Source organism: Kitasatospora sp. NPDC096140 (assembly GCF_040303045.1).
Classification (GTDB): domain Bacteria; phylum Actinomycetota; class Actinomycetes; order Streptomycetales; family Streptomycetaceae; genus Kitasatospora.
Window position 1 is genome coordinate 95106 of sequence record NZ_JBEOUW010000002.1, and the last position, 24487, is coordinate 119592.

The 24487-nt window shown below is 76.5% G+C and carries 17 protein-coding genes; 4 read left to right on the forward strand and 13 right to left on the reverse strand.

Annotated features, from left to right (window positions below):
* The first annotated feature begins 113 nt into the window (after positions 1–113).
* Positions 114–2201 (forward strand): elongation factor G, encoded by a 2088-nt coding sequence (gene fusA, locus ABT048_RS02185; RefSeq protein WP_350519383.1) that lies wholly within the window; start codon positions 114–116, stop codon positions 2199–2201.
* Positions 2202–2326: 125 nt separating this feature from the next.
* On the opposite strand, the gene ABT048_RS02190 is transcribed toward fusA, so the two are convergent.
* The 5 genes from ABT048_RS02190 to ABT048_RS02210 form a co-directional block, all read right to left on the reverse strand.
* Positions 2327–3184, reverse strand: coding sequence for an NAD-dependent epimerase/dehydratase family protein (locus ABT048_RS02190; protein ID WP_350519384.1), 858 nt, complete (start codon positions 3182–3184; stop codon positions 2327–2329).
* A 151-nt stretch (positions 3185–3335) separates the two neighbouring features.
* Positions 3336–3461, reverse strand: coding sequence for a hypothetical protein (locus ABT048_RS02195; protein ID WP_350519385.1), 126 nt, complete (start codon positions 3459–3461; stop codon positions 3336–3338).
* Positions 3462–3516: 55 nt separating this feature from the next.
* A complete protein-coding gene (locus ABT048_RS02200; RefSeq protein WP_350519386.1) occupies positions 3517–3999 on the reverse strand; it encodes a hypothetical protein in 483 nt (160 codons plus the stop codon).
* Positions 4000–4003: 4 nt separating this feature from the next.
* A complete protein-coding gene (locus ABT048_RS02205; protein WP_350519387.1) occupies positions 4004–4561 on the reverse strand; it encodes a hypothetical protein in 558 nt (185 codons plus the stop codon).
* An 88-nt stretch (positions 4562–4649) separates the two neighbouring features.
* The gene (locus tag ABT048_RS02210) at positions 4650–5180 is read right to left on the reverse strand and encodes an EF-hand domain-containing protein (RefSeq protein ID WP_350519388.1); all 531 of its coding nucleotides are present in this window, start codon (positions 5178–5180) and stop codon (positions 4650–4652) included.
* Between the two features lie 141 nt (positions 5181–5321).
* On the opposite strand from ABT048_RS02210, the gene ABT048_RS02215 reads away from it, so the two are divergent.
* On the forward strand, positions 5322–6170 hold the full coding sequence (locus ABT048_RS02215) for a helix-turn-helix transcriptional regulator (protein ID WP_350519600.1): 849 nt from the start codon (positions 5322–5324) through the stop codon (positions 6168–6170).
* 170 nt (positions 6171–6340) lie between these two features.
* Entirely contained in the window at positions 6341–7252 is a 912-nt protein-coding gene (gene ypfJ / locus ABT048_RS02220) for a KPN_02809 family neutral zinc metallopeptidase (RefSeq protein WP_350519389.1), read from the forward strand.
* Between the two features lie 37 nt (positions 7253–7289).
* Here ypfJ and ABT048_RS02225 read toward each other — a convergent pair whose 3' ends face one another.
* The 8 genes from ABT048_RS02225 to eccCa all read right to left on the reverse strand — a co-directional run bounded on the left by ABT048_RS02225 (position 7290) and on the right by eccCa (position 22824).
* Positions 7290–10742, reverse strand: a complete 3453-nt coding sequence (locus ABT048_RS02225; protein WP_350519390.1) for a lantibiotic dehydratase — start codon at positions 10740–10742, stop codon at positions 7290–7292.
* On the reverse strand, positions 10739–12118 hold the full coding sequence (locus ABT048_RS02230) for a lanthionine synthetase C family protein (protein WP_350519391.1): 1380 nt from the start codon (positions 12116–12118) through the stop codon (positions 10739–10741). Before ABT048_RS02230 ends, ABT048_RS02225 begins: the two co-directional genes overlap by 4 nt.
* A 251-nt stretch (positions 12119–12369) precedes the next feature.
* Positions 12370–13266: a hypothetical protein gene (locus ABT048_RS02235; RefSeq protein WP_350519392.1), complete on the reverse strand. Its 897-nt coding sequence runs from the start codon at positions 13264–13266 to the stop codon at positions 12370–12372.
* A 61-nt stretch (positions 13267–13327) separates the two neighbouring features.
* Positions 13328–14089 (reverse strand): hypothetical protein, encoded by a 762-nt coding sequence (locus ABT048_RS02240; RefSeq protein WP_350519393.1) that lies wholly within the window; start codon positions 14087–14089, stop codon positions 13328–13330.
* A gap of 389 nt (positions 14090–14478) precedes the next feature.
* Entirely contained in the window at positions 14479–15387 is a 909-nt protein-coding gene (locus ABT048_RS02245; protein ID WP_350519394.1) for a LysR family transcriptional regulator, read from the reverse strand.
* Between the two features lie 214 nt (positions 15388–15601).
* A complete protein-coding gene (locus tag ABT048_RS02250; RefSeq protein ID WP_350519395.1) occupies positions 15602–15967 on the reverse strand; it encodes a hypothetical protein in 366 nt (121 codons plus the stop codon).
* A 168-nt stretch (positions 15968–16135) separates the two neighbouring features.
* A complete protein-coding gene (locus ABT048_RS02255) occupies positions 16136–18892 on the reverse strand; it encodes a hypothetical protein (protein ID WP_350519396.1) in 2757 nt (918 codons plus the stop codon).
* On the reverse strand, positions 18889–22824 hold the full coding sequence (gene eccCa / locus ABT048_RS02260) for a type VII secretion protein EccCa (protein WP_350519397.1): 3936 nt from the start codon (positions 22822–22824) through the stop codon (positions 18889–18891). Before eccCa ends, ABT048_RS02255 begins: the two co-directional genes overlap by 4 nt.
* A 268-nt stretch (positions 22825–23092) precedes the next feature.
* Between eccCa and eccD the strand changes: the two genes are divergently transcribed.
* A complete protein-coding gene (gene eccD, locus ABT048_RS02265) occupies positions 23093–24484 on the forward strand; it encodes a type VII secretion integral membrane protein EccD (protein WP_350519398.1) in 1392 nt (463 codons plus the stop codon).
* Positions 24485–24487 lie beyond the last annotated feature (3 nt).

The window sequence follows — 24487 nt, forward strand, 5'->3', positions numbered from 1 at the left end:
CCGCCCCCGCGGCCCCCTGCGGCCCCTGCGGGACCACCCGGGTCCGACGGCCCGCCGGCACCGGCAATCGCGCGCCCACCCCGTACCGAAACGCCTCGAAAGGCAACCGGGCCATGCGCACCCACACCACCAGCACCACCACCGCCACCGGCGTAGCCACCATCGCCGCCGTCCGCAACCTCGGCATCCTCGCCCACGTCGACGCCGGCAAGACCACCGTCACCGAGCGGATCCTCTACCTCACCGGCACCACCCACAAGCGCGGCGAGGTCCACGACGGCACCACCGTCACCGACTTCGACCCCCAGGAACGCGACCGCGGCATCACCATCTTCGCCGCCGCCGTCAGCAGCGCCTGGGCCGGCCACCGGATCAACCTCATCGACACCCCCGGCCACGTCGACTTCGCCGACGAGGTCGAACGCTCGCTGCGCGTCCTGGACGGCGCGGTGGCGGTGTTCGACGCGGTCGCCGGCGTCGAGCCGCAGAGCGAGTCCGTCTGGCGCCAGGCCGAACGCCACGGCGTGCCGAGGATCGCCTTCGTCAACAAGCTCGACCGCGCCGGCGCCGACCTGGACACCGCCGTCGCCTCCATCCGCGAACGCCTGCACCCGCGCCCGCTCGCCGTCCAACTGCCCATCGGCACCGAGGAGTCCTTCACCGGCGTCGTCGACCTGCTGCGCCTGCGCGCCCTCACCTGGCACGACGACGGCACCCCGGCCGCCGAGACCCCGGTGCCCGCCGGCCTGGCCGCCGAGGCCGCCGCACGCCGCCGCGCCCTGGAGGAGGCCGTCGCCGAACTGAACCCCGAGGCCCTGGAGGAGTTCTGTGCCCACGGCACCGTCACCGCCGCGACCCTGGCCACCGCCCTGCGCGAACTCACCCGCACCGGCGAGGCCGTGGTCGTGCTGTGCGGCTCCGCCTACCGCAACCGCGGCATCGAACCCCTGCTGGACGCCGCCGTCGCCTACCTTCCCTCCCCGCTCGACGTCCCGCCCGTACGGGCCGCCGACCACGGCGAGGACGGCACCCGACAGCAGCGCACCGCCGACCCCGAACAGCCCCTGACCGCCCTGGCGTTCAAGGTCGTCGCCGCCCCCACCGGCCGCCTGACCTACCTGCGCCTGTACGCCGGCACCCTGCACAAGGGGGCCACCGTGCTCGACACCACCACCGGCCGCACCGAACGCGTCGCCCGCATCCTGCGGGTGATGGCCGACCGCCACAGCGAGACCGACCACGCCCGCGCCGGCGACATCGTCGCCGTCATCGGCCCCAAGGCCGCCCGCGTCGGCGCCACCCTGTGCGACCCCGACCACCCCATCCGCCTGGAGGCACCCGTGAGCGCCGAACCGGTCGTCACCGTCGCCGTCGAGGCCCGCCGCGCCACCGACACCGACAAGCTCGCCGCCGCCCTGGCCCGCCTCGCCGAGGAGGACCCCTCGCTGCGCCTGGCCACCGACCCGGAGACCGGCCAGCGCACCCTGTCGGGCCTGGGCGAGCTGCACCTGGAGGTCGCGGTGGAGAAGGTGCGCCGCGACAGCGGCATCGAGGCGGTCACCGGGGCGCCGACGGTCGCGCTGCGCGAGGCCCTGGTCGAAGGCGTCGGCGGCTTCGTGTACCGGCACGCCAAACAGGACGGCGGCGCAGGCCAGTTCGCGCACCTCGTGCTCGACGTCCGCCCGCTCGCGGACGACGCCGACGGGGAGTTCGCGTTCGCCTCGACCGTCACCGGCGGGCGGGTGCCGCGCGAGTACGTGCAGGCCGTGGAGGCGGGCTGCCGCGACGCCCTCGCCGAGGGCCCGCTCGGCGGCCACCCGGTCACCGGCGTAGCCGTCACCCTCACCGACGGAGCCACCCACCCCAAGGACTCCTCCGAGCTCGCCTTCCGCACCGCCGCCCGCCTCGCCCTGCGCGCGGCGCTGCGGGCCTCGCGGATGCGCCTGCTGGAGCCGGTCGCGGAGGTGACGGTCACCGTGCCCGAGGACGCGCTGGGCACCGTCCTCGGCGACCTCGCCGCCCGCCGCGGCCACGTCCGGGCCACCACGGCCGGACACGGCGGCACCGCCCGGGTGAGCGCGCTGGTGCCGCTGGCCGAACTGTTCGGCTACGCGGGCCGCCTGCGCAGCCGCACCCAGGGCCGCGGCACCTTCACCAGCCGCCCGGCCGGCTACGCGCCCGCACCCGCGAGCGCCGGCTGAGCCCGCTGCCCGGCCCTCCCCGCCCCGGGGAGGGCCGGGTGCGGGTGCGGGTCCGGCGCGCGTGCGGGGCGGTGGCGCGTGCGGCGGCGGTGGCGCGTGCGGCGGCGGGTGCGCGTGAGCGTCCGCTACAGCGCCCCGGCCTCGGCCGCCGCCCACGCCGACGGGTACAGCGGACGCCAGCCCAGCTCCCGGCGCGCCGCCGCCGTCGACACCTGCCCCTCCCACGGGTCGAACGGCGCCTGCGGCGAACCGCCCGGGTGCGTACGGCCGTTGAGCGCGTGCAGGTCCCAGGCCGTCAGCGGCGCGTCGTCGCCCACGTTGTAGGTGCGCCCCTCGATGCCCGGCACGGTCACCGCCCGCCACAGCGCCTGCGCCACGTCCGCGTGGTGCACCACCGCCAGGCGCTGGTGCGCGGGCCAGGACGCCGCCCACTGCAGCGACTGCGCCAGGTGCGGATCGCCCTCCCCGTACACGAACGCCAACCGCGCTACCACCAGCGGCAGTTCGTCCCCGAGCGCGCGCAGACCGGCCTCCGCCTGCGCCTTGGACGCCGCGTACACCCCCCACGCCGGGTCCGGCGCCAGGCGGTCGCCCTCCACCGCGGGGCGCCCCAGCCCCCGCCCGTACACCAGGTTCGTACTGGTGTGGACGAACCGCGCCACCCCCGCCTTCGCGGCCTCGCGCCCCAGCGCCACCGCCGCGTCCCGGTTGACCGCCCACGCCGCCTCGTCCGGCACCCCGCGCAGCGCCGCCGCCACGTTCAGCACCACGTCGGCCCCCGCCAACGCCCGTGCCCGGTCCGCCTCTTCGCACAGGTCGCCGGTCACCACCTGCACGCCGAGGCCCGCCAGGGCGGCCGCCTTCCGCTCGTCGCGCACCAGCACCCGCACCGAGGAGCCCTGCGCCCCGGCCCACCGCACCAGTCGCGGCACCAGCCGGCTGCCCACCGAACCGGTCGCGCCCGTCACCAGGATCGTCGTCATCGTCCGTCCCCTCCAGGGAAGTCACTGCCGTTCTTCGACACCCACCACCCTGCCCGCGCACCGTGTGGCGCGGCAGAGACCTCCCGAACCAGGGACCGGCGGTCCCTGGCTGGGCCCGCTGGCCGGCCGGCGACGGGGATCGCCGACGGGCTCACGGGGCGGTGGCGTCCTCCGACAGCTCCCTGATCGCGTCGAGACGGTGCTCCCACCGGGCGGACCGGACCCGCTCCCCGGGGGCGTTGATCACGATGGTGCGTTCGATCGGGTCGGGGATCACGGGCAGCTTCACCTCGTCCGGGGGTCGCAACCCGAGGGTTGCGGCCCCCGGGCCGTCAGCGGGCCGCTGCGGCCTCCTCGACGATCCGCAGGGCCTGCCCGCCGCTCAACTCGCTGCCGTCGGGGCCCCGCCCGAAGGCGGCCGCCAGGACGGCGGGCAGGTCCGCCGCGGCGACGGCGTCGCGCAGCCGCGCGAGGACGCCGGGGAAGTCGGCGTCCTCGACGGCGCCCGCGTGTTCCCGGCGCAGGCGGTGGACCACCTCCACCAGCCCGGGCCGCAGCCGCATCCAGGCGCGGGAGGTGCGGATCTCCTCCTCGACCTGTTCCACGAACCAGCGCAGCACCTCGAACGGGACGTCCGGGCAGCGCTCCTGGGGATCGAAGCTCACCGTCGGCTCGCGGGCCGGGTCCTCGTCGGGGACGACCGCGACCGCCAGGGTGCGCTGCTCGCGGAGGAACTCCAGTTCCAGGTGCCAGGCGTCCTCGGCCACGGAGTACATCGCGACGACCGCGTAGTCGCGGCCGGGGTGGGTGGCCATCGACTCAGCCCTTTCCGTCGCCCGGTGAAGCGCCGGCAGGTCTTGCGCCGCCCGGTGAAGCGCCGCCCGGTGATGCGCCGGCAGGTCTTGCGCCGGCCGCCCGCGTGAGGTCCGGGCCCTCGTGCAGGTGGGCCCCGGCCGGGCCCGGGTGCCGGTCGTCGGCGATGGTCAACTCGTCGACGAGGGCGAACAGTCGGACGTCCCCGCCGGGGAACCGGAAGGTGAGGCCGGCCGTGAAGGCGACCCGGCCGTCGGCGTAGCCGATCTCCCGCACCGCGCGGACCGGCTGCCCGACGAACCCGGTCAGCGGGACGCCGGGCGGGTCATCGGTCACGCGGACGCTGCCGTACTGCGCCATCGCGTACGGCCCGTGCGGCCGCTCGGCCCGCAGTGACAGGCCGGTCGACGGCGTGTGGAACAGCACCGGGCCCAGGCCCTCCAGATGCAGCCACAGGTGCAGCAGCGACGGCTCGTCGTCGCCGTGGTGGTGCCACGCCGCGGTCACCTTCAGCAGCCGTCTGCCGATCAGGTCGGCGCCGGACGGCTCCTCGATGTCGATCACCCGCCGATGCTCGCACGGCCCCACCGGCGGGGCACCCGGGTTTCCCGGTGGGGGCGCGCGTGCGGCGGGTCCCCGGCCGGCGGGCCGGTCAGCGGGCGGACGGTTCCCGCAGGCCCGGGCGGACGTCGCCGTAGGCGCCGGCCATGGGGGAGGAGCCGGTGGTGAGGAAGGCGTGGATCGCCGCCAGGTAGGCGGCGCGGTCCACGGTGCCGTCGCCGTCGGGGTCCAGGGCGTCGAACGCGGCGTCGGCCCCCTCGGCCGGGTTGCCGCTCGCCGTCCGCAGCCCGGTGAACTCCTCGCGGGTCAGGCGCCCGTCGCCGTCGCCGTCGGCGAGGTCGAACAGCGAGCCCAGGGCGGGCCGGCAGGTCTGCTCGAAGGTCTCGTGACCGGCCCAGTCGCGGTACTCCTCGAAGGTGACACCGCCGTCCCCGTCGCCGTCCATCCGCCCGAACACCTCCCGGTGGGCCGCCCGGGCCGCCGCGACCAGCGGGTCCTGCGGGCCGCGCCCGAAGGCCGCGGCGGCCCGGTCGACCCGGGCGAGGTACTCGCCGCGGGTGATCACACCGTCGCCGTCGGCGTCCAGCATCGCGAAGATGCGCCGCTTCGCCGCATCGGACATTCCATCACCAACCGTTCCGCACAGGGATGTTTGCGTCCGTCACGCTATCGGCGGGACGGGCGCGGGCGGGGGAGCCGCGCGCAGCCGGGGACCGGCGGTCCCTGGCAGCGGCCCGCCCCCGCGGGCCATGCTGGGGGCATGATCGACCGAACGGCGCTGGCCGACTTCCTCACCCGGGCCCGGGCCCGGCTCACCCCCGCCGACCTCGGGCTGCCGCCCGGCGCCCGGCGGCGCACGCCCGGACTGCGGCGCGAGGAGGTCGCGCAGGTGGCCGGGCTGTCGGTGGACTACTACGCGCGCCTGGAGCAGCGGCGCGGCCCGCAGCCCTCGCCGCAGCTGCTGGCGGCACTCGCGCGGGCGCTGCGGCTGAGCGAGGACGAGCGCGACCACCTGTTCCGCCTCGCCGGGCACGAGCCGCCGCGCCGGCACGGGCCGCTCGGACACGTACGCCCGGGGCTGCTGCTGATCCTGGACCGCCTGCACGACACCCCCGCCCAGGTCGTCACCGACCTCGGCGACGTCCTCGCCCAGAACCCGATGGCCGGCGCCGTGTTCGGCGACACCGCGGCCCTGGCGCCCGAGCGGCGCAACCTGCTGCTGCGCTGGTTCACCGAACCCCGCAGCCGGGAGCTGTTCCCGCCCGAGGACCACGAGGACCTGGCCCGCGCCCACGTCGCCGCCCTGCGCGCGGCCCGCTCCGCCCGCCCCGGGGACCGGCGCGCCGCCGAACTGCTGCAGCAACTCCTCGCCACCGGGGAGGAGTTCACCGCGCACTGGGAACGGCACGAGGTCGCCCGGCGGCGCAACGGCCGCAAGCGGGTGCGGCACCCGGTGGTGGGGGAGCTGGAGCTGGAGTGCGAGGTGCTGGCCGCCGGCGGCGAGGACCAGCTGCTGCTGGTGCACACCGCCGCACCCGGCAGCGAGTCCGCCTCCCGCCTGCAGCTGCTGCGCGTCGTCGGCGCACAGGCGCAGGCGCAGGCGCAGGTGTGAGCGCAGGCGCACGCGTCAGCGCGGGTGCAGGCCTGAAGGCCCCCGGCTCCCCTCATCCCCGGGCCCCGGCGCGCCACGCCCGGGGCCGCTGCCCGTAGGCTGGGCGGGCCGCCGACGGCACAGACCGTCACCAGCAGGGCGGAACACGTACGGAACCGGGCAGGCAGGGCATGCAGTTCGACGACCAGGGCGACCTCGACACCTCGCAGGTGGACGACCGGCGCGGCATCCCGGGCGGGAAGATCGCCATCGGCGGCGGGGCCGTGGGCCTGATCGCCGTGCTGATCGCTGTCGTCCTCGGCGTCGACCCGAAGCTGCTCGGTCTGTCCTCCGGCAGCGGCTCCGGCTCCGGTTCCTCCTCCTCGGGCGTGCGCACCGCCGGCGAGGCCCAGCAGGCCTGCAAGACCGGCGCGGACGCCAACAAGCGCCAGGACTGCCGGATCGTGGCGGTCACCAACAGCCTGCAGGAGTTCTGGCGCACCGAACTGCCGCGCCGCACCAACGTCCCGTACAAGAACGCCGAGACGGTGCTGTTCACCGACCGGGTCTCCACCGCCTGCGGGCCGGCGACCTCGGCCGTCGGCCCGTTCTACTGCCCCGGCGACAAGAAGGCCTACGTCGACCTCGGCTTCTTCAACGAGCTCTCCGCCCGCTTCGGCGCCAAGGGCGGCCCCTTCGCCGAGTCCTACGTCGTCGCCCACGAGTACGGCCACCACATCCAGACCCTCACGGGCACGATGCAGAAGGTCGGGAACGACCGCCAGGGCGCGAACAGCGCCTCGGTACGCCTGGAACTGCAGGCCGACTGCTACGCCGGGGTGTGGGCCCACCACGCCACCACCACCCCGCAGCCCTCCACCGGACGCCCGCTGATCGCCTCCCTCACCGACCAGGACATCGCCCAGGGCCTGGACGCGGCCGCGGCCGTCGGCGACGACCGCATCCAGCAGCAGGCCACCGGGCGGATCAACCCGGAGGCCTGGACGCACGGCTCCTCCGAGCAGCGCAAGGCCTGGTTCACCACCGGCTACCGCAGCGGCGACCTCGCGCAGTGCGACACCTTCTCGGCGGCGAAGCTGTAGCGGGACCGGCGGGGCCGGCGGGCGAATCGGCGGGGCCTCACGGGCGGTTCCGGCCGGGTGCGGGTGCGGGTGCGGGTGCCGGCCCCACGCTCAGGCCCTTGCGGGTGCGCTGGAGCATCTGGACCAGCAGCCCCTCCGCCGGGTACCGCCCGGCCAGCAGCCGGTTGCAGTGGAGGTGGACGTAGCTGCCGAGCAGCCGGTCCCGGTTCGTGGTGAGCAACCCGGCGGCCTCCAGGCCGGACAGCCGGCCGACGGCCTCGGCGAGCGCGCCGCGGCGCTGTTCCAGGATCTCCCGCACCGAGCCGCCCAGCAGGGCCGGACCCTGCGGGGTGCCGAGCAGGGCGCGCAGGCGTCGCTGCCGCACGCGGTAGTCCTCGCCGGCCTGGCGGCGGGCGGAGCCGTGGAACTGCCGGGCCTGGTCGGTGTACCAGAGCAGGCGCTCCTCGGCGCCGAGGCCGAGCCCGGCGAGCAGGTCGTCGGTGCTCACGGCGGCCAGCTCGGTGAGGTCGCCGTCGAACGGGGAGGCCGGGGTGGCCGGGGAGGCCGGGGTGGCCGGGGTGTGCCCCGGATCCGGCCCGGACTCGGCGAGCAGCCGCAGGACGGCCCGGCTGTCGGCGCAGAAGACCTGCTCGCTGACATCGGTCCCCTCCGAACCGCCGTACCGCTCCAGTTCGCGCTCGTAGGTGTCGATCACCAGCCGGGAGACCAGGCCCTGCTCGGTGAGCTCGGCGGCGAGCCGGGCGACCTCCGGGAGCAGGTGCCGGGTCAGGGCCTCCTGGCCGCCCTGCCAGCGCAGGCGCAGGTGCGGGTCGGGGTCCGCGTACCGGATGAAGAACCACTGGCGCGCGAGCCCGGAGACCTCGGCCATCTCGCACAGGCGCCCGAGGGGGCCTGCCAGCAGGCCGTCCTCCTGGTCGCGGTCGCAGTAGAACTTGGCGAACAGCCAGTCGCTGCCCGGCAGGCGGAGCCGGTCCCGGACCGGGACGGGGCGGCCGTTGCCGTGCGCGACCGCCGGCGCGGGGCCGGCCCGCGGTGCGGTCAGCGGTGTGGCCCGCGGTGCGGCCAGCGCTGCGGGCGCCGGCGGGGGCGCCGGCTGCGGGCGGAGGACGAGCGGTGCCACGAACTCGCTCACGAAGACGCCGTCCGTGCCCGGCACCCAGGCGTCGGCGGCGTCGGGCAGCGCCTCCTGGAGCACGAGCGGCCCGGACCGGCCGCTGCGGGCCTCGGCGCGCAGCTGCTCCACCTGGCCGGGGTCGTCGAAGTCGAGCAGCAGCCGGTTGTCGGCCATGGTCAGGTAGAGGTGCGCCGGGACCGACCACCGCGCGCGCCAGGCGGCCACGTGGGCGGCGAAGGCCTCGGCGTCGGCCGGCCGGCCCCCGCCGTCGCCGCTTCCGCCGCCGTTCCCGCCGTCGCCGTTCCCGCCGTCGCCGGTGCCGTCGTCGGTGGCCGGGCGCAGCAGCCACCGGGCGGGGGCGAGCACGATCCGGCCGTACTGCACTCTGGGTAGGAACGGGAAGCCGGCCGCCGGGCCCCAGTCGAAGGCCGCGAACTCGGGTGAGCCGTCCCGGGCGACCTCGTCGAGGAAACGGCAGACGGCGGGCGCCTGATGGGTGTTGAGCATGTGGCGTGCGGTCGGGCGCAGCACGGTGTCGAGCCGCCGTGACCGCAGCCGGTAGCGGTCGTGCAGGATGCCGACCAGGATGTCGTCGAGCGGGACGACCCGCTCGGCGGGCACTCCGGCGGGCACGTCGAGAACGATCTCGTGCCCGTGGACGGCGGGGCGCACCACGACGTTCGCCATCCGGTGGTTCGCCGGGAGGTAGACGACCTCGGCGGGCAGGGCGGTGTCGGAGCAGGCCCGGGACTCGGCCTCGCCCAAGGCGCGCAGTGCCGCCGGGCCCTGCGGCGCGAGGAGGTCGGCGAACCGTCCGAGCGAGCGGCCGGCGCTGCTGGCGCCCAGGTTGGGCCCGACGACCAGGAGGAAGTCCCCACGGTCCACGGCCTCGGGGGAGGCGGAGGCGACGAAGGCGGACAGTTCGAGGGAGAGCGGCGCGGGTGAGGCCGCGGGGTCCCGGGTCCCGAGGTCGGCCAGCAGGGCGTCGGTCAGTTCGACGGCGCGCCGCCCGTCCCGCAGGGCGCCGAGGGCGAGGTCGGTCAGCGTGGCCGCGCGCCGGGCGGCCACGTCGGGCGGCAGTGCCTGACCGGCGCCGTGCGCGTGCGGGAGCGGGCCGATCCCGGTGTGCTCGTCCAGCAGCTCCAGCAGGGGCACCTCCCGGTCGTGACCGTAGCGCTGGGTGAACGCGCCGCGGTGGGCCGACAGTTCGGCGCAGCCGAGCGGCTGCGGCGACAGCCGGAGAAGCAGCTCGGCCGCCTGGGCGCAGGCCTCGCCGACCCGGGCGGTGAGCCGGTCGCCGGCCAGGGGCCGCGCCATGTCGGTCTGGAACACCGGCCCGTGGCCGGGGTGGACGGCCCCGGCGTGCCGGGCGATGCCGCCGACCCGCTTCGGCGCCTCGTCCGCCGGGGCGCCGTCGAGGTCGGCCATCTCGGCGAGCAGGCCGGCGAGTCGACCGGCCGTGCCGGCGCAGGCGGGGCGGCCGGCGAGGCGGCGGCGCAGCTCGTCGGCCGGGTCGGCGGTGGTGAGGACGGCCCGCAGGTCGGTGACCAGGAAGCGCTGGCGCCACAGCTCGGTGAGCAGCCGGTCGACCTGCTCGGGGCTGCCGTTCGTGCGGTCCAGCAGGTGCCGGCGCAGCGCCTCGTACGGGACGGGGCCGCGGGCGGCGCGCAGCGCCTCGCGGACGGCGGCGGTCAGGCGCACCGAGCCGGTGCTGCGCGCGGGGTCGCCGTCGGCCAGGGCGAGCCGGCCGTGCCGCTCGACGGCGTGGGCGCCGGTCGTCCACCGGCTCTCGGCGCGGGCGGCGGGGTCGCCCTCCAGGGCGAGGCACAGTTCGGTCAGCCAGCCCATGTCGGGGCGGGTGCGGATGCGGTCGGCGTCGTTGCGCACGGAGAGCGTGGTGCGTTCGCCCCAGGTCGCGAGGGACACGGCGGCGAACGCTCCGTACGGGGTGGGCCGGGTGCTCATCCGGATCAGGTAGCGGGCCAGTTTCAGCTCGGCCCGGGCGGCGTCGCGCGCGCTCGCCCCGGGGCGTTGCAGGGCTTCGAGCAGATCGGGGCTGGCGACGGCCAGCGCCCGCAGCACGCGCGGGTCGGCGAGCGCGTCGCGGGGGTTCGCCGCGGTGGCGGCGCCCGGTCCGCGGGCCGGCAGCAGGGGGGTGCGCACGATCAGCCAGGGAGCCGGCTCGTAGAGCGGGGCGCGGCCGCGGGCGGCGGCGGGCGTGCGCCCGGCGCGGCGGCGCGGCCGGCCCGCGTCGGTGGTGGTGGCGGAGTCCGCGGCCGCGGGCGCCTCCGGCCGCGGGTCCGGGTGCGGGTCCGGGTGCGGGGGCGGGTCCGCCGCGCGGGGGCGGGCGTCGGCCTCGTGGCCCCGCGCCGTCATGACAGCGCCACGGCGCGGTCCCACACCGGCTCCCGGTCCGTCGCGGCCGCGAGCAGGACGAGGGCGACCCCGGCCGCCCCGTCGAGGAGGCCGGGCTGGTCGACGAGGTTGCCCGCCGGCTCCACCGTCGCGATCCCCATCGGCCGCGCCGGGTCGACGTGCGCCAGGATCTGCTCGGTGAGATCGGCGGCCGCCTCGGTGAACACGGGCAGCCCGGTGTCGTCGGCGAAGCGGAGCGTCACCTGGAGGAGCCCGGCGACGCCGTGGCAGAAGGTCGGGGAGTCGATGCCGCGCTCGGGGACGGGCCGGCGGTAGACGGCCTCCATCGCCCGGACCGCCGCGCCGCACAGGCCGTCGTCGCCGAGCGCGCTGCCCGCCAGCCACAGCGCCCTGGCGATCCCCGGGCTGCCGTAGCACCACGCGCTGCGGGTGGCGCGGTCCGCGCGGCCCTCGCGCAGGCCGAGGCCGCCGTCGACCAGCGGGACGACGGCGGGCCAGTTCGGCCCGGCCGCGTCGTCCACCCGGTGCGCCGGCAGCCACCGGGCCAGCTCGCGGACCGCCGGTTCGAGGCCCTCGACCCCGACCCCGCCGGCGACGGCCAGGGCCATCACCGCCAGCGGGCCCGGGACACCGTGCGCCAGACCGCAGTTGAGGTTGCCGAACGGATAGGCGCGGGCCTGCTCCTCGTCGTGGAGCAGCGTCACCGGGGTGTACCAGGCGGGCGGCCGCCCGCCGGGACGGGCGAGGTCGGCGAGCGCGCCCAGCACCTGCGGGAGCGCCGGGTGCGCGGGCCGGTTCGCACCGGCGGGCAGCAGGTGGGTGGCGATGCCGCTGAGGCCGGAGATGAGGTCGAAGGCCGACACCGGCACGCCGCTGCGTCCGCGCACGGCCGCCGCCGCGGACAGGCTCACCGTCGCGATCCGGTCGTCGAGCACCTGTCGCAGGCGCCGGTAGCCGAGGCCGTCGCCCAGCACCGCCGCGCAGAACGCGACACCGCTCAGCCCGCCGAACACGCTCGGCGGGGCGTCGCCGCGCCGCTCCAGCGCGGCCACCGCGCGTGCGAGGTGCGCGTGCCCGGTGCGGTCCCAGCCCTCGGCGGGAAAGCAGCGGTGCAGCTGGGCGCAGAGCAGCGCCTGGCCGGTGTCACCCTGCGCCAGTGACACGGGGTCCCAGCGCACCGATCCGGGGAACGACGTCTGTCGGGCGGCGAGTTCGAGCGCCGCCCGCACCTGCGGGGGGCTGGTGGCCCGGTCGGCGATCAGCCGGGCGGCTTCGAGCGCACGCGCCCCGGCCGCCGGCTCCAGCCGCGGCGCCCAGCCGCCGTTGCCCGTGGCTGCCGTCGTCGTTGCTGCTGTCGTCGTGCGGGGTGTCGTCATCCGTTGCATACGCCGGTCCTGCACACGCTGTGTCCACGGTGGGTGAAGCAGTCGTCGTCGAGCAGGCCGCTGAGCGTCGGCGTCCTGGGCGAGCGTCCGGACGGGTCGGACGGGTTCCTCGCCACGAGGTCGTCCTGTGGGCGGTCGCCGGTACCGCCGGGCCCACCGGATCCGGAGCTCTTGTCGGCCATGTCAACCTCCGGGGTGCAGCCGGAGCGGTTCCTGCTCCGTCTCGACGGTGTGCCGGATCCTCAGGCTCTGCACTGCGGGTTCGGTCCGCAGGTGAACACGTGCGGGTTGCAGGTGGGGCCGTGGCAGGTGTTGCAGGTGGCGTCGTCACAGGTGCGGCAGGTGTCACCGGGGCAGGTCTGGCACGTGTGGGCGAACTCGGTGCGGCAGGGAGCGCCCGTTTCGAACCCGGGCGCGTCGCCGGCGAACTCGGTGAGCATGAGGAGGGTGCCGCACACCGGGCCCGAGGTGCAGAGGCACGTGTTGTAGGCGGTCACGCATGCCGGCGGCCCTTCGGTGCAGCGGATGGTGGCGAAGGCGCCTCCGACCGGGCCGGCGGTGCAGCGGAAGGTGTCGGCGGTGCCGCACACCGGGCCCGCGGTGCAGCGGCACGTGGCGTCGAAGGTCGCGCACCCCGCGTCTGTGCACTGGCAGGTGTGCGGCTTGCAGCCGGTGTTGAATTCCGTCGGACAGCCGAATTCGGTGCGACAGAAGTCGAAGGTCGGCCCCGGCAGGGTGGCCGGTCCCAGGGGCGAACCCGGCCGGCGCGGCTGCGCCAGTCGCAGGTCGAGGTCGAACTGGTCCACGGGGGTGGCGGTTTCCACGCGGGTGAAGTGGACGGTGGCGTCGCGACGCAGGGTGACTTCCGTTGCGTCGAGGCCGACGAACGGTGGCCGGTCGCTGGCGACGTCCTCGGCCGACAGGACGTCGGCGGAGGCGAACTCGGCGTAGTAGTCGAGCTGCTTGGTGAAGTACAGGCGGCGGAATCCGGGGCGGTCGCTGTCGCCCAGCAGGCCACTGAGCGTCAGCGTCCTGGGCGGTCGTTCGGACGGGTCGGGGAGGTTCCGTGCGACGAAGTCGTCCTGTGGGCGGTCGCCGATGCCGCCGGGTCCACCGGGTTCGGAGTTCTTGCCGGTCATGTCGACCTCGGGTGCTACTGGTGAGGTTCCTGCTCTGCCGCCGGTGGTGTGCCGGAGGCCGTCAGGCCCTGCACCTCGGGTTCGGTCCGCAGGTGAACACGTGCGGGTTGCAGGTGTCGCGGGTCTCGGGCAGATGGCAGACGGCGTTGGCACAGGTGACGCACGTGGCGCATGTGGCGCAGGTGACGCAGGTGGCATCGTGGCAGGTGTGGCAGGTGGCCCCGCCGCAGGTCACGCACGTCTGGCAGGTGGAGCCCGGGTGGGTGGCGCACGCCCCCTGCTCGGTGATCCCGCACGTGTGCGGCTTGCAGACCGTGAAGCCCGTCGGGCAGTCGACGTCGGTGCCGCAGGCGAAGTCGGTCGGGCAGCCGCCCCACGTCGGCCCGGCACACTCGGCCTCCCAGGTCTGCGGGGCGGCGGGTTGCGTCGTCGCCGCCGTCCCGGTGCCGCGGGGCCGTCCGAGGCGGAGGTCGAGGTCGAACTGGTCCACGGGGGTGGCGGTTTCCACGCGGGTGAAGTGGACGGTGGCGTCGCGACGCAGGGTGACTTCCGTTGCGTCGAGGCCGACGAAGGGTGGCCGGTCGCTGGCGACGTCCTCGGCCGACAGGACGTCGGCGGAGGCGAACTCGGCGTAGTAGTCGAGCTGCTTGGTGAAGTACAGGCGGCGGAATCCGGGGCGGTCGCTGTCGCCCAGCAGGCCACTGAGCGTCAGCGTCCTGGGCGGTCGTTCGGACGGGTCGGGGAGGTTCCGTGCGACGAAGTCGTCCTGTGGGCGGTCGCCGATGCCGCCGGGTCCACCGGGTTCGGAGTTCTTGCCGGTCATGTCAGCCTCGGGTCCTCCCGGTGCGGTCCTGTGGCGCGGTTCCCGCTCCGTGTCCCGCTCCGTCGCCACCGCGGCGACGGCCCCACGGCCGCGCAAGCGGTGTACGCACCCGGGGGCCGTGACCGCGCCGCGCCGCCGACCTGTCAGCAGTCCTGCGGCACGCCGATCTCACGAGGACACGGGACCCGGGACGGCGAACCGCACCGACCGTGTTAACTCTGCGTCACTCTTGGTGAGGTCTCTCCTCTTATTGTGAGCCTGATCGCTCGTACCCGCACCGTCCCGGGGTGTCCGGCGCCTCAGCTCCGTCCGCCGTCCGTCCGGTCCCACGCGCTGACGGTGTCGCGCAGCAGGCGGGCGACACCGGGCTCCGGCGCCTGCCCGCGCCGTCAGGCCGGCCCGGCCCCCGGGGCCGCCGCGCCGTCGCCCGCCCAGTCCCAGCCGGCGACGGCGTCGCGCAGCAGGCGGACGGCGGCGGGCAGGCGGGTGCCCGCGCCCCAGGCGAGGGTGAGGGTGCGGCGGCAGTCGACGGCGTCGACGGCGACCCAGGCCAGCGGCAGGCGGGTGGCGGTGCGGCGGCCGACGGCGGGCACCAGGCCGATGCCCAGGTCCGCGCTGATCAGTTCGGCGATCGCGCCGACCTCGTCGACCTCGCAGACGATCCTGGGCACCAGGCCGCGCCCGGCGAACAGCCGCTCCAGCAGGCGCCGTTGCCAGTGCCCGGGGCGGGCGGCGATGAACGGGTGGCCGGCGAGCTCGTCGATGCCGACCGCGGTGCGGGCGGCCAGCGGATGGCCGGGGGCGACGGCCAGCCCGACCGCCTCGTCGAGCAGCGGGACGGTCTCCAGCCCGTCGGCGGCGATCGGCTGGGAGACGACGGCGAGGTCGACGTCCTGGGCCCGCAGCCGGCGGGCGGCCTCCTCGGCGGACAGCTGGTGCAGTTCGATCTCCACCCCGGGGTGGGCCCGCTTGAACGCGGCCAGCGGCCCGCTGAAGGCCAGGAAGGTCTCCGAGGCCAGCCGGACCGTGCCGAAGCCCTGCCCGGCGGCCTCGGCCACCGCCCGCCGTCCGGCGGCCAGTTCGCCGAGCGAGCGCTCGACGTGGCCGCGGAAGATCCGCCCGGCCTCGTTGAGGCGCAGCCGCCCGCCCCGGTCGAACAGCGGGGTGCCCAGCTCGGCCTCCAGGCGGGCGATGCTGCGGCTCAACGACGGCTGGGCGACGCGCAGTTCCTCGGCCGCGCGGCTCAGGTGCTCCAGCCGTGCCACGACGAGGAACTGGCCGAGCGTGTGCAGGTCCACCGGCGTCCGTCCCGTCCTGTCCCCGTGTCCGCGACGACGGCACACCGCCATCCCTGGTCCTGCAGGGTATCCGCGGCTTCGGACGGGCCGGCGGGCAGTGCACCGGCGTGGGTGCCGCCGGTGCGGGTGACGTGGGCACGGGCAGTGCCCGCCGCTCCCCCGTGCGGCGGGCACTGCCGGAACCGGAAACCCGGTGACGATCCGTGACGATGCGTCAGGGGCGGTCGAGCGTGATCGAGTTGATCGGCCCCAGGTCGTAGTACACCCCGTTCTGCGCCGGGATGTCGTAGACGCAGTTCGTGCCGCCCGAACCGCGGCACAGGTGCGCGTGTGCCCCGCCGGTCTGGTTGTTCAGCACCCAGTGGTTGCCGAACTGGTTGCTCAGGTTGTGCGCGCCGTAGCTGTAGTAGACGTCGGTGGGGGAGACGGCCGGGTTCTGGTTCTGCGGGTAGATGCAGACCGCCCCGGACGGGCAGCCCGCCCAGGAGCCGTCCGCGGCGCCGGCACTGCCGGTGCCCATCGCGGTCAGGGCGGCGGTGGCGAGGCCGAGGGCGGCCAGGGCGTGGGTGATCCTGCGCATGGGGTGGTTCTCCCTTGGCTGGTACGGGGCCCGGCGATCGGCCGGACCGGTGCCCGTCAGCCTAGGAACGCGGCGCCCCCGGCGGTCCCTGACATCTGACAGGGGCGTGGCTGCTTGCCCCCCGCCGCCCCGCGCCCCCGGCCTCCCGGCCGGGGGACCCCCGGGGCCTCAGCCGGTGGCGACCCCCGGCGTCAGGCCCAGCCGCTCCGGACGGGCCGGCGGGCGCAGCTGATCGGGCGTCAGCTGATCGCGGCGGGCCTGCCAGGCGAGCAGCCGGACCCGGGCCTGCTGGTTGCGCTCCGCCGCCGCCCCGTCCGCGGCGGGAACGGCGTCCGCCTCGCGCAGCAGCACCCTGGCCGGACGTTCGTCGGCGCCGGGCAGGACGTCCAGGACGAGGAAACGCGCACCCGGCGGGAAGACCACCTCAGGGTCCCCGTCCTCGGCGATCACCGACGTCCGGCGGCCGGTGGCCGACCACACCAGGAACTCCGCCGACGTCCCCGGAAGGAGATCGGCCTCCGGAGTCCCGACCAGCGGTGCGGGCTCCGTCAGCAGCGCGTCCCGCACGTAGTGCCGCAGCACCTCCTCGTCCGCGTCGGCGCCCAGCAGCACGGGCCCCCGGTGGTTGGGCAGCCGGCGCAGCCCGGAACCCAGGCACGCCAGGTACGGGTCCAGCGCCCCGGCACCGCCGGGCCGGCGGGCCGCCGCCACCAACTCGGCCCGGGACGCGGGCAGTCCGGTGTCCGCGTGGTGCAGGTAGACCGCCGCGAGGTCGTCCTTCAGGTCGTCACGGGCCTGCGACCGCAGCGCCGGCAACCGCAGGGCGACCTGCTCGGCCCGGCTGGCGTAGCGGTGGAAGTGCGGGCCCAGCAGGGCCCGGAACGCCGCCCGCTCCGCGGCGGTGGACGGCCGGCCGGCGGGGAACGCGCCGTCCGGCGCGACGAGCCGGGACACGGCGGTGCCTTCGGTGTCGCCGGCGTCGGTGCCGCCGTTGCCGGTGCCGCCGGCCGGCCCGGCCGTGGGGTCCACGGAGACGGGGACGGAGACGGGGACGGAGACGGGGACGGGGACGGGGACGGGGACGGAGACGGGTTCGGATTCGGGGACGGGTTCGGTGACGGCGGGTTCCACGGCGGCGGGCCCGGCGCCCGGACCGACGGGTGCCGGTGCGGGCTCCGGTTCCGGGTCGGGTTCGGTGTCCGGTGCGTCGGGGAGCGGGGTACGGGCGGGGGCGGGTTCCCGGGTGCCGGTCGTGGTGTCGGGGCCGGCGGAGGTGGCCGCCCAGGTGGGCGGTTCGGGGAAACCGGGGTCGGCGGGTGGCACCGACGGCCCGGGTTCGGGCTCGGTGTCCGGTGCGTCGGGGAGCGGAGCACGGGCAGGCACGGCCGGGCGGGCGGTCTCCGGCGCGGGGCCCGCGTTCAGGAGCAGCCCCGGTACCGCCGCGCCCGGGACGGTGAGCGCCGTCAGCAGGCCGTCCACGGCGGCCAGCACCTCCGCCGGCACCGTACGGTCGGTCACGCCCGCGATGAGCACCGGACGGGCCGGGTCGGGGTCGAGCAGCCGCGGGCCGTGGTCCAGCGGTGGGTCCTCCGGGCGCAGCCACAGGCCGGCCGGGACCGCCTCCAGGCACCAGCCCGCCACCGGCGCGCGGTAGAGCGCGGGGCCGCAGGACGTGGTGCCGTCGGGCAGGGGACGCCACGCCGAGGCGACGACCCGGCCGCGGCCGGGGGAAGCGGTCAGCTCGGTCAGCCACGGCTCCCAGCCGGGGATGCCGTCGGCGTCCAGGATCCGGGCGGAGCAGCCGTCCCCGGTGCGCATCGGCAGGCCGACGGCGGCCCGGACGTCGTGGCCCAGCTCGGCCGCGAGGGCGGCGGCCAGGGTGACCAGGGCCGTCGTGGGCGCCCAGGGCGCGCTGACCAGCAGGTCGTCCGGGGCCGGGTGGACGCGGCGCAGCCGCTCGGCGACGCCGGCGGCCTCGGGCAGCGGCGCACCGGGGTGGCCGACCACCAGGACCAGGGTGCCCGGCGTCGCCGTGGTTCGGGCCGGCAGGCCGGGCCGAACGTCGGGGGCGGGCTCGTCGCGGAACCAGTAGCCGCGCGGCAGCACGGTCACCAGCGGGTCCCCGTCGAACGGGTCGCGGTCGCCGCCCGCCACGGGGGAGGGTGCGGGCGGTGGCGGTGTCCGGGGGGCTGTCGGGCCGGTCGTGACCGGTACGGCCGTGCCCGCCGCCGACGCGGGCAGGGCCGCCGGTGCCGGTGCCGGTGCCGGTGCCGGTGCGGGTGCGGCCGCGGCTGCGGGGGAGGGCAGGGCGACCGGCACCGCGCCCGCCGCGACCGGCACCGCCGCCGCCGCGCCCGCCATCGCCGCCGCCGTCTCCGGCAGCGGCCACACCGGCCCGAGCCGGCGGGTGCGCCCCGCCGGGGTGAACAGCCACCAGGAGGACGGCTCGCCGTCCTCGGCGCCGCCGCTCAGCAGGGTCCCGTCGGGCCGCAGGGTGACGACGCCGTCGGGCGCGACGATGCTGGTGGCGGCGAGTTCGGCGATCCGCTGGGCGGGCCGCCGTCCGTCGGCCTGGCCGGCGGCGAGGCCGGAGGCCGCGAGGACCAGGGTGGCGGCCCGGCGGGCGGCCGCGGTGCGGGCGAGTTCGTCCAGGCCGGCGAGCAGGACGGGCTGCGCGTCGGCGGCCGCCGCCAGCACCGTCACGGTGCCGACCACGGCCGGCAGCAGGGCCAGCGCGTCGGCGAGGTCGGCCGGCAGCACCGCCGTCGCCTCGGTCCCGTCCGCCGTCCCGCCGGCCGCGCCCTGCGCCGGGCCGGGCGCGATGACGAAGTGCGGGCCCGCCTCGTGCAGCACCGCGGGCGCGGGCGCCGGGACGTCGCGGTGACGGGCCAGCCAGCGCCGCACCGGCGCGCTCCCGGCGCTCACCGCTGCGCCCCGTCGGCGTCGTCGAGGACCGCGGTCTGCACCTGCACGGTGCGCCGCCGGGTGATGTGCAGGGCCCGTCCGGGCGGGAACGTGCGGGGTTTGGTGTTGCCGAACAGGAAGCCCTCGCTCGGCGGGCAGGACAGCAGCACCGCCGGGGTGTTGACCTCCTCCAGCTTGCGCAGCAGCTGGTCGGAGGAGGCCCGTCCGATGCCGTTGGCGCTGCGCGCCACGATCAGGTGCAGGCCCAGTTCGGCGCCCTGCGCGAGGTGGTCCAGCAGCGGCGCGAACGGGTGGGCGGTGATCCCGCCGGGGGAGCCGGCGACCAGCTCGTAGTCGTCGATCAGGATGAACAGCTCGGGGCCCTCCCACCAGTCACGCAGCCGCAGCCGCTCGGGCGGGATGTCCGCGCCGGGCAGCCGGTTGCCCATCGCCCGTGCCGCGCCGTCGACGATCTGGCGCAGCACGTCCACGGCGACCGCGTGCCCGAGCCGGTACTCCTCCGGCACCGCGCCCTGCAGCACCCGGCGGTAGTCGACCAGCATGATGCGCGCCTCGTCGGGCCGGTAGGCGCCGGTGATGCCGGCCGCGACCAGCTTCAGCAGGTTCGTCTTGCCCGACTCGCTGTCACCGACGACCACCAGGTGCGGCGTGTCCTCGAAGTCGTGCCACAGGGTGTCCATCGACACGTCCTGCAGACCCAGCGGGACGCGCAGCCGGCCCTCGGGCGCGGGCAGCGCGGCGGCGGGCAGCTGCAGCGGCAGCATCCGGACCTCGGGCGCGCGCGGCCCCGTCCAGTGCTCGGCGACGGCGTCGACCAGGTCCGCGACCCCCTCGCCGAGGTCGTCGGTGGCGCCGTTGCCGTCCATCCGGGGCAGCGCGGTGAGGAAGTGCAGTTCGTCCACGGTCAGACCGCGGCCGGGGACCTTGGGTACCGTCCCCGCGACGCGCATGCCGATCGCGGAGTCGACCGGGTCGCCGAGGCGCAGTTCGAAGCGGGTGCCCAGCAGGTCGCGCAGCGCGCCGGTGACCTCGCCCCAGCGGGTGGTGCCGACGACCAGGTGGATGCCGTAGTTGAGGCCGCGCTGGGCGATCAGGGTCAGCACCGGAGCGAGGTCGGGGAACTCCTGGCGCACGGTGTTCCAGCCGTCGATCACCAGGAAGACGTCGCCGTGCGCCTCCTGCGGCAGCTCACCGGCCGCCAGCATCCGGCGGAACGCCGCGACGGAGTCGATGCCGAGTTCGGCGAAGCGCTGCTCGCGCCGCGCGAGGATCGCGTTGACCTCCGCGACCGTGCGCACCACCCGCTCGGGGTCGTGCCGCCCGGTGACCCCGCCCACGTGCGGCAGCCCGCGCAGCGAGGACAGCGTCCCGCCGCCGAAGTCCAGGCAGTAGAACTGCACTTCGCGCGGGGTGTGGGTGAGCGCCAGCGCCGTCATCAGGGCCCGCAGCAGGGTGGACTTGCCGCTCTGCGGGCCACCCGCGATCCCCACGTGCCCGCCCGCCCCCGACAGGTCGGCGGTGAGCAGGTCGCGCACCTGCTGGAAGGGCCGGTCGACGACACCGACCGGAACGCTCAGCGTGCCGCGGCCCGCCGCGCCCTCGGTGGTCAGCCCGTGCTCCGGGTGCGGCGCCAGCGGCGGCAGCAACTGGTCCAGGGTGGGCGGCACCCCCAGCGGCGGCAGCCACACCTGGTGCGCCGGCGGCCCCGCGTCCAGCAGCATCCCGGCCGCGATGGCCAGCAGGCTGCCGCTCTCCTGCTCCTCCTCCACCTCCGGCTCCTCCGGCACCAGGACCGGCTGACGCGGCGCCACGTACCCGGTGCCGTACGCGGCGACCTGCCCGGCCGCGGCCTGCCGGCGCACGGCCGCGGGCCGCGGCGCCCGGTAGGGCCCGGAGACGTACGCGGCCTTGAACCGGGTCAGGGTGGCGATGTCGCTGCGCAGGAACCCGTTGCCGGGCTGGGACGGCAGGTGGTACGCGTCCGGCACCCCCAGCACGCCCCGGCTCTCCATCGCCGAGAACGTCCGCAGCCCCACCCGGTACGACAGGTGCGACTCCAGCGCGTGCATCCGGCCCTCGTCCAGCCGCTGCGAGGCCAGCAGCAGGTGCACGCCCAGCGACCGACCCAGCCGGCCGATCATGATGAACAGCTCCATGAAGTCCCGGTGCGCGGCCAGCAGTTCGGAGAACTCGTCGACCACCACGAACAGCGTCGGCAGCGGCTCCAGATCGGCCCCGCCCGCCCGCGCGGTCTCGTAGTCCAGCAGCGAACTGTAGTTGCCCGCCGCCCGCAGCAGCTCCTGACGGCGCACCAGCTCACCGTGCAGCGCGTCCCGCATCCGGTCCACCAGCGCCGCCTCGTCGGCCAGGTTGGTGATCACCGCCGAGGTGTGCGGCAGCCGGTCCAGCCCCAGGAACGTCGCACCGCCCTTGAAGTCGACCAGCACGAAGTTCAGCACCTCCGAGGAGTGCGTCAGCGCCAGCGCCAGCACCAGCGTGCGCAACAGCTCCGACTTGCCCGACCCGGTCGCCCCGATCAGCATCCCGTGCGGACCCATGCCGCCCTGCGCCGACTCCTTGATGTCCAGCTCCACCGGCGTGCCGTCCGCCGCGATCCCCAGCGGCACCCGCAGCCGGTCCGCGATCCCGCGCCGCGCCCAGCTCAGCGCCACGTCGTGCCGGTGCAGGTCCCGGATGCCCAGCAGCGACGCCAGATCGAAGTCACCCGCCAGCGGCTCCCCGGCCTCCACCTGGTCCCCGAGCCGGTACGGCGCCATCAGGGAGGCCAGCCGCCGAGCCGCCGGCAGCGACAACGCGTCCGGCCGCCCCAGCTCCGTCACCTCGTCACGGTGGTTGCGGTCCGCGCCGACCATCGCCAGCCGGCCCTCCTCGATCCGCAGCCGCAACCGGTGCCGCAACGGCTTCCACTCCAACGCGTCACCCAGGTCCAGCAGCACCGCGTTGCGCCACCCCGCCAGCGCCGCCCGGCTGCCCGCACCCGCCTGCGGACCGTCCAGCACGATCACCGTGAACGGCTCGTCCCGGCCCGGCTGCGCCTCCGGCTCCCACGGCCCGCGCCCCGCGAACTCCGCCCCCAGCACCTGCTCCAGCTCCGCCAGCGACCCCGCCACCAGCCGCACCGGCCCCAACGCGTCGGTGTCCACCGGGTGCAGCGCGTGCGGCAGCCACTTCGCCCACTCCCACCGCTCCCGGTGCTCCGCGTCCGTCACCACCGCGATCCGCAGCTCGTCCGGCGCGTGGAACAGCGCCAGCTGCGCCAGCATCGCCCGCGCCAGCGCCCGCGCCGCCTCCCGGTCGTCACCGCGCACCAGCACCTGGGCGTACCCGCGCACGTACACCGCGATCGGCTGGTCCGCGACCGTGCCGTAGGCGTGGATGAACCGCCGCAGCGCGTGCGCGCACAACGGCTCCAGGTCCTCCACCGGCTTCGTCGACAGCGGCGCCAGCCGCACCGCCAGCCGCTGGTGCCCCACCCCGATCCGCACGTCACCGAAGTCCGGGTGCGCGCTGCGCCGCTCCCACAGCCGCGAGGTGCGCACCAGCGACGCCACCGTCGACGGAGCCGGGTGCCGCCAGGCCAGCGCCTCCTGCTGACGCACGATGTGCCCGCGCACCTGCCGGCGCATCTGCGACAGGTACCGCAGGTAGTCCCGCCGCTCGGCCCGCAACTCCCGCTTGCGGTCGCTGGAACCGCGGATCAGCGAGGTCACCAGCATGCCCACCGCGGACAGGCCCATCATGCCCACCGCCACGTAGCCGAGCACCCCGCCGCCCTCACCGGGACGCAGGAACACGAACACCATCGACAGCGAACTCAACGCCATCGGCGCCATCGAGATCATGCTCGACATGCCGCTCTGCGACTCCGGCAGGACCGGCGGCTCCTGCAACTGGATCTCGCCGTCGGGCATCGCCGGACCAGGACGCCGAGGCGGACGGTCGACCAGCACCACACTCAACGCAACGGCTCCTCGCACCAGGGGGGACGGCCGCGAAGGCCCCGCGGTCCGGGGCGCCGTCCGCCCAGGACGACGGACGGCGCCCCGCCCCGGGTTCACCCGCCGTACGGAACCCGCCACCCGCCGGTGAACCCCGCGGCCCCCGCCGCCCGTGGCCCAGGGTGAAGGAGACCGCCCCCGCGGGGCGGACGGCCCAGGCCGTACGGACGTGAGGAGAGCCTTGAACGGGAGCGCCAACGGGACCGCAGTCGCCGGACTGTGCCGACTGAGGTTCCACGCACCCGAAGCGGTGTTCGACCTCGCGGTCCCCGCCGACGTGCCACTGGCCGACCTGCTGCCCGCCGTCCTCGCCCACGCCGGCGACGACCTGGAGGAACGGGGCACCGAACACGACGGCTGGATCCTCCAACGCCTCGGCGAACCGCCCCTGGACGAGGAACTCGGCGCCGACGCCCTCGGCCTGCACGACGGCGAGGACCTCCACCTGCGCCCGCGCCGCGACCCCCTGCCCGAGGTCCACTACGACGACCTCGCCGACGGCGTCGCCACCGGCATGCGCGAACGCCCCGACACCTGGCGCCCCGCCCTCACCCACCACGTCGCCCTCGCCCTGGCCGTCACCGCCCTCGCCGGCGGCCTCGCCCTCCTCCTCCTGCCCGGCCCGCCCCACCTGCGCGCCGGCGCCGCCGCCGTCACCGGCCTGTTCCTGCTCCTCGGCGCCCTCAGCGCCTCCCGCGCCGTCGGCGACGCCGGCGCCGGCACCGCCCTCGGCGCCACCGCCGTGCCCTACCTCGCCCTGGCCGGCGCCCTCCTCACCACCGGCACCGGACCCTCCGCCACCGGAGCCCGCCTGCTCGCCGGCGGCTGCACCGGCGCCGGAGCCGCCGTCCTCGCCATGGCCGCCGTCGGCTGCGCCGCCCCGCTCTTCCTCGGCCTGGTCCTGCTCGCCCTGCAGGTCACCACCGCCGGCGCCCTGCTGCTCGGCGGACTGACCGCCCCCGCCACCGCCGCTGTCCTCGCCGTCCTGCCCGTCGCCACCGCCTCCTTCCTGCCCGGCCTGTGCTTCCGCCTGTCCGGCCTGCGCCTGCCCGCCCTGCCCCGCAACGCCGAGGAACTCCAGGAAGGCATCGAAGCCGTCCCCGCGGCCTCCGTGCGCTCCCGCAGCGCCGTCGCCGACGGCTTCCTGACGGCCTTCCACCTCGCCCTCGCCCCCGTCCTCGCCCTCTGCCTGGTCACCCTCACCGGCCGCGACGGCTGGGCCCCCACCGCCCTGACCTGCGCCCTGGCGCTCCTGCTCCTGCTGCACGCCCGCGGCATCGGCAGCATCCCCCAGCGCCTGGCCGTCCTCGTCCCCGGCGTCCTGGGCCCCGCCCTGCTCACCGCCCACCTCGCCGCCGGCCGGTCCACCGCCGAGCGCACGGGCCTGCTCGCCGCCCTGGTCGCCACCGCCGCCGTCCTGGCCGCCGTCTCCTGGACCGTCCCCGGCCGGCGCCTGCTGCCCTACTGGGGCCGCGCCGCCGACCTCCTGCACACCCTCGCCGCCGTCAGCGTGCTCCCGCTCGCCCTCGCCGCCGCCGGCGCCTACCAGGGGCTGCGCGCCATCTCCGGCTGAAGC